The organism is Flavobacterium kingsejongi, assembly GCF_003076475.1.
Taxonomy (GTDB): Bacteria; Bacteroidota; Bacteroidia; order Flavobacteriales; family Flavobacteriaceae; genus Flavobacterium; species Flavobacterium kingsejongi.
This window is the reverse complement of the sequence record NZ_CP020919.1, coordinates 2091220-2102670: the sequence shown is the minus strand read 5'-3', so window position 1 is coordinate 2102670 and position 11451 is coordinate 2091220. Positions and strand designations below refer to the sequence as shown.

General features: G+C 38.8%; 13 protein-coding genes and 1 tRNA gene. 5 read left to right on the top strand and 9 right to left on the bottom strand.

Features of this window, described 5'->3' with window-relative positions; all coding sequences use genetic code 11:
- Positions 1-288: 288 nt before the first annotated feature.
- From FK004_RS09220 to FK004_RS09190, 7 genes are all read right to left on the bottom strand, one after another.
- Positions 289-669 (bottom strand): DUF4294 domain-containing protein, encoded by a 381-nt coding sequence (locus FK004_RS09220; RefSeq protein WP_227871698.1) that lies wholly within the window; start codon positions 667-669, stop codon positions 289-291.
- Positions 670-727: 58 nt separating this feature from the next.
- Positions 728-801: transfer RNA gene (locus FK004_RS09215), tRNA-Thr, on the bottom strand.
- Between the two features lie 79 nt (positions 802-880).
- A complete protein-coding gene (locus FK004_RS09210; protein WP_108737010.1) occupies positions 881-1147 on the bottom strand; it encodes a hypothetical protein in 267 nt (88 codons plus the stop codon).
- A 53-nt stretch (positions 1148-1200) separates the two neighbouring features.
- A complete protein-coding gene (locus FK004_RS09205) occupies positions 1201-2169 on the bottom strand; it encodes a type I phosphomannose isomerase catalytic subunit (protein ID WP_108737009.1) in 969 nt (322 codons plus the stop codon).
- A gap of 18 nt (positions 2170-2187) precedes the next feature.
- On the bottom strand, positions 2188-2598 hold the full coding sequence (locus FK004_RS09200) for a 6-pyruvoyl trahydropterin synthase family protein (protein ID WP_108737008.1): 411 nt from the start codon (positions 2596-2598) through the stop codon (positions 2188-2190).
- A 71-nt stretch (positions 2599-2669) separates the two neighbouring features.
- Positions 2670-3197, bottom strand: a complete 528-nt coding sequence (gene idi, locus FK004_RS09195; protein ID WP_108737007.1) for an isopentenyl-diphosphate Delta-isomerase — start codon at positions 3195-3197, stop codon at positions 2670-2672.
- 99 nt (positions 3198-3296) lie between these two features.
- A complete protein-coding gene (locus FK004_RS09190; RefSeq protein WP_108737006.1) occupies positions 3297-4859 on the bottom strand; it encodes an NAD(P)/FAD-dependent oxidoreductase in 1563 nt (520 codons plus the stop codon).
- Positions 4860-4969: 110 nt separating this feature from the next.
- Here FK004_RS09190 and FK004_RS09185 point away from each other — a divergent pair, with 110 nt between their 5' ends.
- Positions 4970-5209, top strand: coding sequence for a hypothetical protein (locus tag FK004_RS09185; protein WP_108737005.1), 240 nt, complete (start codon positions 4970-4972; stop codon positions 5207-5209).
- A 40-nt stretch (positions 5210-5249) separates the two neighbouring features.
- Here FK004_RS09185 and recQ read toward each other — a convergent pair whose 3' ends face one another.
- Positions 5250-7445 carry a DNA helicase RecQ gene (recQ, locus tag FK004_RS09180; protein ID WP_108737004.1) on the bottom strand — a complete coding sequence of 732 codons (2196 nt, stop codon included), beginning with the start codon at positions 7443-7445 and terminating at the stop codon, positions 5250-5252.
- Between the two features lie 88 nt (positions 7446-7533).
- Here recQ and FK004_RS09175 point away from each other — a divergent pair, with 88 nt between their 5' ends.
- The 4 genes from FK004_RS09175 to lptB all read left to right on the top strand — a co-directional run bounded on the left by FK004_RS09175 (position 7534) and on the right by lptB (position 10502).
- On the top strand, positions 7534-8499 hold the full coding sequence (locus tag FK004_RS09175; protein WP_170108552.1) for a KpsF/GutQ family sugar-phosphate isomerase: 966 nt from the start codon (positions 7534-7536) through the stop codon (positions 8497-8499).
- On the top strand, positions 8499-9329 hold the full coding sequence (gene tatC, locus FK004_RS09170) for a twin-arginine translocase subunit TatC (protein ID WP_108737003.1): 831 nt from the start codon (positions 8499-8501) through the stop codon (positions 9327-9329). Before FK004_RS09175 ends, tatC begins: the two co-directional genes overlap by 1 nt.
- Positions 9322-9678 (top strand): carboxymuconolactone decarboxylase family protein, encoded by a 357-nt coding sequence (locus FK004_RS09165; protein WP_108737002.1) that lies wholly within the window; start codon positions 9322-9324, stop codon positions 9676-9678. The genes tatC and FK004_RS09165 overlap by 8 nt, the downstream gene beginning before the upstream one ends.
- Before the next feature lie 83 nt (positions 9679-9761).
- Positions 9762-10502 (top strand): LPS export ABC transporter ATP-binding protein, encoded by a 741-nt coding sequence (lptB, locus tag FK004_RS09160; protein ID WP_108737001.1) that lies wholly within the window; start codon positions 9762-9764, stop codon positions 10500-10502.
- A gap of 70 nt (positions 10503-10572) precedes the next feature.
- On the opposite strand, the gene FK004_RS09155 is transcribed toward lptB, so the two are convergent.
- Entirely contained in the window at positions 10573-11445 is an 873-nt protein-coding gene (locus FK004_RS09155) for a glycoside hydrolase family 25 protein (protein WP_108737000.1), read from the bottom strand.
- Positions 11446-11451: the final 6 nt, after the last annotated feature.

Sequence of the window (11451 nt, the reverse complement as noted above, 5' to 3'; positions counted from 1 at the left end):
GCAAAAGTAACCCCTTTTTCCGCTTTTCCTAGCCTTTAATACCCTTTTTTTAGGTTTTATTTAATATTATATTTTAATCCGCTGGAAAACAATAAACTAACCACAGGAAGGTTTTGAAACTTTCTTCAGCCGTGCGTTGATTTCTGTTTTAACAACAGTACCACTCCTATATAATAGGCAACTCCAGCTACTACCCTAAAACAAAATCCCCTTTTTGATCTGAATCAAAAAGGGGATTGCTGTATTTTTACACTACTATATATAGTATAAGCAGTATTCGTTTTGCGCTTATTGCTTTTCAGCCTCACTCGCTACACGCCTGGATTCCCAAACACGGCTCAATTCCATAATATCAATTTTCTTAAAAGGAGCCTGTTGTTCCAGTTTGCGCTCTGCGAAAGCACGAAGCAAAATCAGCTCTATCTGGTAATCCTCAAGATTACTTTCAGGTTCGTACGAAGTTTTTAGGTTAATATTAAAAAGCTTGGCCGTTTGATTGAACCAAAAAGCTTTCCAGCCGCTTTTCAAATCCTTGATCAAAGCAAAAGTAGTAGTACCCGTCTGGCGGTTCATCAGCTTCACCAAAACCTGGCCATCTTTACGGGATAACTTCTTTAGCTTTTCCCTAACACATTCCCAACGAAAGACAATAGCATCATTAAAGCACAAAATCAAAATGCTATAAAACCAAAAAACCGCTAAACAATGTTTAGCGGTTTTTTTATTGAGCCGATAGAGGGACTCGAACCCACGACCTGCTGATTACAAATCAGCTGCTCTAGCCAGCTGAGCTACACCGGCGTTCTCAATACGGGTGCAAATATAAGAGTGAATTTTGAATTTCCAAAAAAAATCTGCACTTTTTTATTGATTTTTTTTCTTACAAATTATTGATCTTAGCAACCAATTGATTTGCAGCCGCTTCCAATTCAGTGTTGATTTGTTTGAAATGCGTTTTTTTATTTTCTACGTTTTTAGCATTCACTTTAGTGATCAATGCATCAAAAGTTCCGATAGCTTCGTCGATTAAAGATTCTGATTCAGTTGTTGGTTTTCCAGTAGTAGTAAGCTCCCAGATATAAACTGCTTCAATAATATCTCCTAATACGTAATTGATGTCTTTTTTTAAATTCTTAATGTTCGCCATTTTATTTTAATTTTAATTGGGTGCAAAACTACATATAATCTTTCTAATACAGACTATGAAATATAAATTTCTAACAATGAAGCATTTCCTTCTAAAGTATAATGATCCAAATATGCGGGAATCAGAATAGTATCTCCTTTACCATAACTTTGGGCTCCATTATCCCAACGCAATTCAAAATTCCCATCAACACACATATATACTGTAAAGCTATCTGTCGAGCGTACCACTTCCAATTTTCCATCCAAAGGAATAATATTGGTTGTGAAATATTTGCAATCCACAATTGAATTGCTCTGATTTTTTGCTGTACTGTATTTTCTTTGAGTTGCTGTTTTATTGTAGTTCATCGCTTCCAACGCAAGTTCGGTGTGCAATTCACGTCCCTTACCTTCCGCATCCACACGATCCCAATCGTATATTCTATACGTAATATCAGAAGTCTGCTGAATTTCTGCCAAAACAATTCCGGCACCAATTGCATGTATCGTTCCTGTTTCCAAAAAGAAAGCATCACCTTCTCCCACAGGAACTTCATCTAAAATGCTAAGTAGCGTTTTATTTTCGAGATTTTGGATATATTCTGATGCATTGGAATCTTCTTTGAATCCTACAATCAATCTGGAACCCGGATCGGCCTGCATAATGTACCACATTTCGGTTTTACCAAAAGAATGGTGTCGTTTTTGGGCAAGTTCATCATTAGGATGCACCTGAATAGACAAATCCTCTTTGGCATCAATAAATTTAAACAAAAGCGGAAAATCTGTACCAAATTTTTCATGAACAGCTTTTCCAAGAACAGCTTCAGGAAACAAATCCAATAATTCATTCAGGTTTTTACCCGCATATATGCCATTACTCACTTCACTGATATCCCCTTTGACACCTGAAATTTCCCAACTCTCGCCGGTTGTTTCGGTTTTAATAGGCTTGTGAAATACTGTTTTTAGTTTATCACCTCCCCAGATTTTATCTTTCAGGATCGGATTAAATTGAATTGGATAGGCTTCGAATTTCATTGGGCTATTTATTTATGATTATGCTCCCCGATAGGAGACAAAATTTCTTGGGGTTTCATATACTATTACTTCCAATTCTAATGTCAATGGAAGCCTTTTCCTGATTTTGTTCCAGATTACCACTACTATATTTTCGGCAGTTGGATTCAAATCTTCAAATTCAGGAACGTCAAGATTGAGGTTTTTATGATCAAAAGGCTTTTCGACCTCCTGTTCTATAATTTCCCGCAACTCTTTTATATCGATCACATAACCTGTTTCAGCATCAATTTCCCCGGTTACACTTACGGTTAACTCATAGTTATGCCCGTGAAAGTTCGGATTATTGCATTTACCAAAAACAGCATCATTTTTTTCAAATGACCAGTCTTTGCGATACAAACGGTGTGCAGCATTAAAATGTGCCTTCCGGCTTACGGTTACTCTCATTTCTATTGTGTTGCTATACCGCTGTTTATCTTAAAAATACAGCCGGCAAATTATCAGGTTTTTTTAAAATATTAATTTTTATGTGATTCTAAGAAATGATAGAATTCATCGAATATAATACGAAACCAAACGGTATAGATTTCCGGGTTTTTATCCATATCGACTTTTATGGCATCAATATCCATCCACTTCCAATCTTCTACTTCTTCTTTATTAATCTCCGGATTTTCTTCATAATACCCAATCATAACATGATCGAGCTCATGTTCTGTCAGCCCATTATCAAAAGGGGCTTTATAAATGAACGAGAACAGCTCTTTCAGCGATGTCCTGAAACCCATTTCTTCAAACAATCTACGGCTTCCGGCTTCCACATTTGTTTCACCTTCCCGCTGATGACTACAACAGGTATTCGTCCATAATAATGGCGAGTGGTATTTTTCAACCGCACGTTGCTGTAGCATTATCTCATTTTTGGAATTTAAAATGAATACTGAAAACGCACGATGAAGTTGTGCTTTTTCATGGGCTTCCAGCTTTGGCATTAACCCAATCTGTTCGTCCTTTTCATTAACCAATATTACATATTCTTCTTTCATACCTTATATATACCCCCCAAAAATACAAAAAAAGAAAATGATCCTCACTCCCTATACTGCGTTAAAATCCCTTAAAATATAAACTCTTGATACCCGAATCTATACATGAACAAGGCTTTCGGCAATTTTTTCAGCGCATTTCTCACCATCGATCGCTGCCGAAATAATTCCACCCGCGTAACCGGCTCCCTCACCACATGGATACAATCCTTTAATCTGTACATGCTCCAGAGAAAAATTATCCCTTGGAATTCTGACCGGTGAAGATGTCCTGGATTCAGGAGCATGCAAAATAGCTTCATTAGTCAGGTAGCCTTTCATGGATTTCCCGAATTCAACAAAACCTTCCCGTAGCGTTTGGGTAATAAATCCTGGAAACACCTGCCCTAATTCAACTGAAGTCGTTCCAGGCACATAGGATGTTTTAGGAATATCCGTTGAAATTTTGGTTTGGGTAAAATCAATCATCCGCTGTGCGGGTACATTTTGAGTTTCCCCCGCTAAATGCCATGCCTTCTGTTCAATGCTTTTTTGAAATTCCATTCCCGCCAATGCCCCAAATTTAGCAAACGGCTTAAAGTCTTCCAGACGCAGTTCGACCACGATTCCGGAATTTGCCGTGCTCCTATCCCTTTTGGAAGGCGACCATCCATTGGTCACCACTTCTCCAGGACTGGTTGCACAAGGCGCAATAACACCACCCGGGCACATACAAAAAGAATATATTCCTCTTCCGCCAACCTGTTTTACGATAGCATAGGGAGCTGGAGGCAGGTATTCCCCCCGAAAATCACAACTGTACTGAATACTGTCGATTAAAGACTGTGGATGTTCGGCACGTACACCAATGGCAAATGGCTTGGCCTCAATATGTATTTTTTTACGGTCTAAAAGTTCAAAAATATCACGGGCGGAGTGTCCCGTGGCCAGGATAATCTTTTTTGAATGTATCGTATCCCCATTCTGAGTAACGACACCTTCTATCTCATTATTCTTAACCAATATATCCGTTACCCGGGTATCAAAAAGGACTTTACCCCCGAATTCGATAATTTTCTCCCGAATATCACTGATTATTTTAGGCAGTTTATTTGTTCCTATGTGGGGATGCGCTTCAATTAGAATATCTTTCGAAGCTCCAAAACCTACAAAGAGTTCCAGGATACGATCCACATCACCTCGCTTTTTGGAACGGGTATATAATTTTCCATCAGAGTAGGTTCCTGCACCACCTTCACCATAGCAATAATTGGAATCTTCGTTTACAATATGATCGCGGTTAATCGCTTTCAGGTCACGTCTTCGATCCCTTACATTTTTACCACGCTCAATAATCACAGGCTTTAATCCAAGTTCAATCAGCCTTAATCCTGCAAATAATCCTGCCGGACCCGCACCAACCACGATAATTTCCTGTGCATTAGAAACATCCTTATAGGTAGGCAATGCTATATTTTCTTCTTTATATTCCTCATTGAGATATACCGCTACTTTGAGGTTTACTTTTATCGCTTTTTGGCGTGCATCAATCGAGCGCTTCAATATTACGACATGGTTAATTTCGGAGACACTGACCTGAAATAATTTTGCGACATGTGCTGCTAACAGCTCCGGTTTGGCCGCTACTTCAGGCGCAGCTTGTAATTGTATCTCTCTTGGCATATCTTATTTTTTTTTGCAAAAATAGCAATTTACATTTTAGATCTTTGTTTTTGCAGGCTAAGGTTCATAAACTTTGTAACTTTGTCTTTCTTAATTTTGAACTTTATCTTATGTCCAGACAAATAAAACTCATTTGGGATTTCCGGGGGCCTGCTGCAGCAAAAACCGCAGAACACCATGAAATCCACCTTAAAGAATTTATCGCAATTGAAAAACTCCCCTTAAACATTACAGGGCATGAAGTACTTAATGACATGTATGCTATTGCCTACATGGTTGTTACAGATGCTGAAATGATCCCGGTACGTGATGCACTAAAGCCGCATCGCGGGGAACTATATGAAGAGTAAGCATAAAAAAACCGGTCAGAAACCGGTTTTTATTTTTTATTTAATTTGCTACTTCACTGATGAATTTAATACGCATCAGCCGTAATTCGTCAAAATCATATTCGCCATCAAACTCCTTAAGGGCATCCTTAATATTATCGGACTCTGATTCCATAAAATAGTCATGAATTTCCTCCTGCTGATCTTCATCCAGCAAATCATCTATCCAATATTTTATATTCAGTTTTGTTCCCGAGTATACGATTTGCTCCATTTCCTTTAAAAGAGCATCCATTTGCAATCCTTTTGCAGAAGCAATATCATTCAACGGCAATTTGCGGTCAATATTCTGGATAATATACAACTTAAGTGCAGAATTCGCCCCTGTTGACTTGACTACTAAATCGTCGGGACGGACAATATCGTTTTCTTCTACATATTTTGAGATCAGGTCTACAAAATCTTTTCCGTATTTCTTTGCTTTTCCTTCCCCAACACCGTGAACATTTCCAAGTTCTTCTATAGAAACCGGATATTTAAGCGCCATGTCTTCGAGTGAAGGATCCTGGAATACCACAAACGGGGGCACACCAAGTTTTTTTGCTACTTTTTTACGAAGGTCTTTCAGGTATACCATCAATTGTTCGTCGGCAGTTCCGGATGATTTAGCAGCCGTAACGATAGCTTCATCTTCCGTCTCATTGTATTCGTGATCTTCCGACATCAAAAAAGATTGTGGATTCTTAATGAATTCCTCTCCTTTGGGGGTCAGTTTTACAACGCCATACGTTTCAATATCCTTAGACAGCATACCATCAACTAATACCTGTCGTATTAAAGCCATCCAGTATTTATCATCATGGTCTTTTCCTGCACCAAAAAATTGCTGCGTATCGGTTTTATGTGCTTTTATAACAGCATTAACTTTACCGGTTAAGGTAAAAATAATTTCTTTTGGTTTGTATAGTTGCTTGGTTTGCTTCACCGTTTCCAAAAGTATGCGTACCTGCTCTTTTGCTTCTACTTTTTTCTTTGGGTTCCGTACATTATCATCCATATCGGCACCATCACCGTTTTCTCCATCAAATTCTTCCCCGAAATAATGAAGTATAAATTTTCTTCTGGACATGGATGTTTCTGCGTAGGCTACTACTTCCTGCAATAATGCATAACCGATCTCCTGTTCTGCAACCGGTTTACCGGACATGAATTTTTCCAATTTCTCGATATCCTTGTACGAATAGTAAGCCAGGCAATGCCCTTCCCCACCATCACGTCCAGCCCTACCGGTTTCCTGATAATAACTTTCGAGTGATTTTGGGATATCATGGTGAATCACAAACCGTACATCCGGTTTATCGATCCCCATCCCGAAAGCAATGGTTGCTACCACCACATCCACATCTTCCATCAGGAACATATCCTGATGTCTGGCTCTGGTTTTAGCATCCAATCCGGCATGGTATGGAACAGCACTAATGCCATTCACTTGTAACACATGTGCAATTTCTTCTACTTTTTTTCTGCTCAGGCAATAAATAACGCCTGATTTTCCTTTATGCTGTTTTATAAAACGAATGATATCCGATTCGACATTTTTCGTTTTTGTTTTTATTTCATAATATAAATTGGGCCTGTTGAATGATGCCTTAAAAGTATTCGCATTGGGCATATCGAGGTTTTTCAATATATCTTCCTGCACTTTAGGCGTGGCAGTAGCGGTCAGCCCGATAATTGGTATATCGCCTAACTGCTTAATAATACTCCTTAGATTCCTGTATTCGGGACGAAAATCGTGTCCCCATTCCGAGATACAATGCGCCTCATCAATCGCTACAAATGACAATGGCACTCCTTTTAAAAAAGTGACATATTCTTCTTTTGTAAGGGATTCCGGGGCTACATACAAAAGTTTTGTAAGTCCGGAGGTAATGTCTTTCTTAACCTGGGCAATTTCTGTTTTGGTAAGCGATGAATTCAATACATGGGCAATTCCATTTTCTGACGATAGGCTTCGTATTGCATCAACCTGATTTTTCATTAATGCAATTAGGGGAGAAACTACAATTGCTGTTCCATCCAAGATAAGTGCGGGTAATTGATAACAAAGTGATTTTCCACCACCAGTAGGCATAATCACAAAAGTATTGTTTCCGGTGATAATGCTTTTTATAACATCTTCTTGCAGTCCTTTGAACTGGCTAAAGCCAAAATACTTTTTTAACTCTTTGTGTAAGTCAATTTCGACAGATTTCATTCTTTATATTAAGGGTATTTTACATAAATTTGCATTATATAAAGATACGAAATTCTTTAATATTCACAACTATAATAAAAAATCTGTTTTGACAAACTACGAAAACCTTATAGCTACTGCAAAAAAGACAATTCTTGAGGAAAGCCATGCTATCGCCAAACTGGCGGATCTCGTCACTGATGACTTTGCAAAAGCTGTAACTATCATCTTCGAATCCAAGGGCAGGCTTGTGGTTACCGGAATTGGAAAGAGCGCTATAATTGCCCAGAAAATTGTGGCAACCCTTAATTCTACTGGTACTCCCTCCCTATTCCTCCATGCCTCTGAAGCGATTCATGGTGATCTCGGAATGGTTCAGCCCGGAGACACTGTAATTTGTATTTCCAAAAGCGGAAACAGCCCGGAAATTAAAGTTTTGGTCCCGTTATTGAAAAGATTTGGTAATCCCCTGATCGCGATTACAGGAAATACAGCTTCTTTTTTGGGAAAAGAATCCGACTATGTATTAAATGCGTATGTAGAAAAGGAGGCTTGTCCGTTAAACTTAGCACCAACAAACAGCACAACCGCCCAATTGGTTATTGGAGATGCTATCGCAGTATGCCTGATGGAACTACGGGATTTCAAGAGTGAAGATTTTGCAAAATACCATCCAGGTGGTGCTTTGGGTAAAAAATTACTGCTTCGTGTGAAAGACATGCTTGACTTGTCCCACAAGCCGGAAGTTTTACCTTCTTCCAGTATCAAATCTGCTATTTTTGAAATTTCTGAAAAACGTCTCGGTGTAACCGCTGTAGTAGACAACAATGAAGTAGTAGGTATTATCACAGATGGAGACATCCGAAGAATGCTCAACGAAAGGGATTCATTCAGTGATTTGACAGCCCGTGACATCATGACAAAAAATCCAAAAACAATTCAATCGGATGCGATGGTAGTCGATGCTTTGAATATTTTGGAAAATTTTGCGATCACACAGCTCGTTGTTTTGGAAAATAATCAATACATTGGCGTATTGCATTTACATGATATTTTAAAAGAAGGAATAGTATAATGGCGAAAAAAAACATAAATGAGATGTCTTTCCTGGATCATCTCGAGGACTTACGATGGTTATTTATCCGCAGCACAATTGCTATATTAATTTGTGGTCTTGTCGCGTATTTTTTTAATGATTTTATTTTCGACAAAATTATTTTTGGCCCTAAAGACCCTAATTTCATCACCTATCGTTTTTTCTGTGATCTGGCAAAAATGTTCAATATGGACGAAAGCATGTGCATTACAGAAATGCCTTTTACGGTACAGAGTAGAACCATGGGAGGCCAGTTTAATGCCGATATGTGGACCGCTATAACCGCCGGATTTATAATAAGTTTCCCTTACATCCTTTTTGAATTCTGGAAATTTATATCGCCTGCACTTTATGAAAACGAACGTAAAAATGCGAGAACATTCATCATTGTTGCTTCATTCCTTTTCTTTGTCGGTGTATTGTTCGGCTATTTCCTGATCGCTCCTTTATCCGTGAACTTCCTAGGAACGTACTCCATCAGTAAGGAAGTACACAATGATTTTGACCTCGATTCCTATATCGGACTAATCAAGACTTCTTCATTAGCATGTGGATTGGTTTTTGAACTTCCGATCCTGATGTATTTCATGGCGAAACTGGGTGTAGTATCTGCCGCTTTTCTGCGCAAATACCGTAAAATATCGTACGTTATCATCCTGATCATCGCGGCCATTATTACTCCTCCGGACGTAGTAAGCCAGACCATTGTAACCATTCCGATTGTATTGTTATATGAAATTAGTATTTTTATCGTGAAATGGGTAAGACGAAAAGAACCAAAAGAAGAAATAATAACAGCAAATGAGTAATTTAGTTAAAGAATTCAACGACTATCGCCAGGAAATGAATGATAAAATTCTTGGAGACAATAATAAAATCATCAAGCGCATTTTCAATCTGGACACGAATGCCTACACAGAAGGGGCGCTGGATGTAAAAACAAAAGAACTTTTGGGTCTTGTCGCTTCTGCTGTACTGCGTTGCGATGACTGTATCAAATACCACCTGGAAACGAGTTATAAAATCGGGCTCACAAAAGAACAGGTAATGGAAGCATTAGGGATCGCTACACTTGTGGGTGGTACTATTGTAATTCCTCATTTAAGAAGAGCTTACGAATTTTGGGATGCTCTCGAAAACAATACAGAATCCGTATAATAACGGAAACGCAAATAGCAATTTCTAATTACGGGTCTTCCGAAACTTACAAATTGCTATTTTCATTTTTTTAAAAAGAATATATGATCTTAAGAGCTGATAATTTAGTTAAAACCTATAAAGGGCGCAGTGTTGTAAAGGGTATTTCTGTAGAAGTAAACCAAGGCGAGATTGTAGGACTTTTAGGTCCAAATGGCGCGGGAAAAACAACTTCCTTTTACATGATTGTAGGATTGGTAAAACCCAACAGTGGCCACATCTACCTGGACAATATAGATATTACCGATTATCCGATGTATAAAAGGGCCCAACATGGTATTGGCTACCTGGCACAGGAGGCATCGGTATTCCGGAAACTAAGTATCGAAGATAATATCTTAAGTGTATTGCAACTCACCAAATTATCCAAAGCGGAACAAATTGCCAAAATGGAATCCCTGATTGCTGAATTCAGCCTGGAACATATCCGCACCAATCGTGGGGATTTACTTTCGGGTGGGGAACGAAGACGTACCGAAATTGCAAGAGCACTGGCTACCGACCCAAAATTCATCCTTCTCGATGAACCTTTCGCAGGGGTTGACCCGGTGGCAGTGGAAGATATCCAAAGGATTGTTGCCCAATTGAAAAATAAAAACATTGGAATCCTGATTACCGATCACAACGTACAGGAAACCCTGGCAATTACAGATAAGACGTACCTGATGTTTGAAGGAGGGATCCTAAAAGCAGGAATACCGGAAGACCTCGTTCAGGATGAAATGGTTCGAAAAGTATACCTGGGACAGAATTTCGAATTGCGTAAGAAAAAACTCGATTTTTAAAAATCATAATAGCCTACAAAAAGCCTTGCTTCTATTAGAATACAAGGCTTTTTTGTATCATTTACAATCCTTATTCGATAGTAATATTTCGAAGCTGGTTTTCGGTACCGTTGAAGATATTCACGTCTACATTCCCTTTGATACCATTTACGGAAGCTTTTTCTGTAAACTGCCAGAATAACCATTCGTCTTTGATCCTTTCTACGAAAAAATTATAATTGGCGATCCAAAAGGTATATTCACTGAATTCTTCTTCCAGAAAATCGCTGTAATAACTTTCTCCGGAATAAATTATGGGTTTTGTGCCGTAAGCCTTCTCTACTCTTTTCAGCCATTTGCCCAGCCCTTTTTTCAGGCTGTCCAGGGATTGGTTTTTGGGTAATTGCTCAATATCGAGTACTGGCGGTAAATCTCCTTTACGGAGTCGTACGGTACGGATAAAATTTTCGGCCTGTTCAATGGAGTTTTCATTAGGCCGATAATAATGATAGGCACCCCGAACCATATTCGTTTTTCCTGCAGCTTTCCAGTTTTCTTCAAAACGCGTATCGGCTGCATTTTTCCCGGCAGTAGCCCTGATGAACACAAAACCAAGGTTAAAATTATCATTGATGCTTTTTACAGAATCCCACTTTATTTTCCCCTGATACTGAGACACATCAAAACCTATAACTTTCGTATCATGCTTACTCAACACTTCATAAATCCTCACATCGGAAATGCGCTTTTCTTCTTTTTCAGCTTTGAGTACTTTATCGGTTTTGTAACTTAAATAATAGGCCAGTCCGTCCCGGTAATGATAGCCTACTGCAATAAGTCCCAACACTACAAACACAATTATGCCATACCCGACTCTTTTCAGGGTCAGGATGGTTTTGCTTTTTTTGGGAGCCGGTTTACGCCGCCTGGCTGTGGATTTCTTTGCTGGAACTATTTTTTTCATGTACCC